Source organism: Pseudoalteromonas sp. SR45-6, assembly GCF_014163545.1.
In the GTDB taxonomy this organism is placed as follows: Bacteria; Pseudomonadota; Gammaproteobacteria; order Enterobacterales; family Alteromonadaceae; genus Pseudoalteromonas; species Pseudoalteromonas rhizosphaerae.
In genome coordinates this window covers 1-766 of sequence record NZ_JACJDM010000155.1, presented here as the reverse complement: position 1 = coordinate 766, position 766 = coordinate 1, and the positions used below count along the sequence as shown (strand labels likewise).

The 766-nt window shown below is 51.8% G+C and carries 1 protein-coding gene; it reads right to left on the bottom strand.

The features are described 5' to 3' along the window. Window positions 1-766 (bottom strand): Ig-like domain-containing protein (locus H5158_RS22640; RefSeq protein ID WP_182740977.1); only part of this gene is annotated, 766 nt, incomplete at both ends.

The following is a 766-nucleotide window of genomic DNA, read 5'->3' as shown; positions in this document are numbered from 1 at the left end:
GTGGTATCAATGATCCCAGTGACGCTGGCGGTGCCTTGATTACCCACGCCATCTTCAACGGTGGCGGTAACACTAAAGTCACCCTCCGCTAAATCACTGCTGGCCGTGACACTCCATGTGCCGCCAGTTACGGTGGTTTGAACTGTCTCTGCGGGGTTTATTCCATCATTTATCACTACAGTGACAACACTGCCATCTGGCGCATCACTGCTGCCGTTAATGGTCGGTGTAGTGTCGTTGGTTTCACCTATCGCGTTGATGGTAATACTCGGCGCTAAGGTGTTAAGTGTAAAGGTATCAGTGGCACTGTTGCTGTTGCCCGCTGCATCACTGACACTCGCAACCACCGTGTAATCATCATCGCCGAGGACTGGCGAGGTGACCGCCCACTCACCATTGGTATTAACCGTTGCACTAAGCGTGGTACTGGTCCCGACACTATCGGTCACAACAAGATTTATAATAGTTCCTGCTGGCTCTGACGAGGTGCCACTGAGTGTCGGCGTATCATCATTAATGGCACCGAGGCTATTGATACTGATCAACGGATCTAAGGTATCCACACTGCCAGTGCCGGTGTCACTGCCGGTATTGCCTGCCGCATCGGTAATACTGGCGGTTACTGTATAACTGCCATCCGTTAAGCTTGGTGCTGTTACTTGCCATGAACCATCAGCGAGGACGGTGGCACTTAATCCATAACTATCGCCATTGACATCCACGATACTGATGCTAACAACGGTGCCCGTAGGCTCGGTTGAGGTAC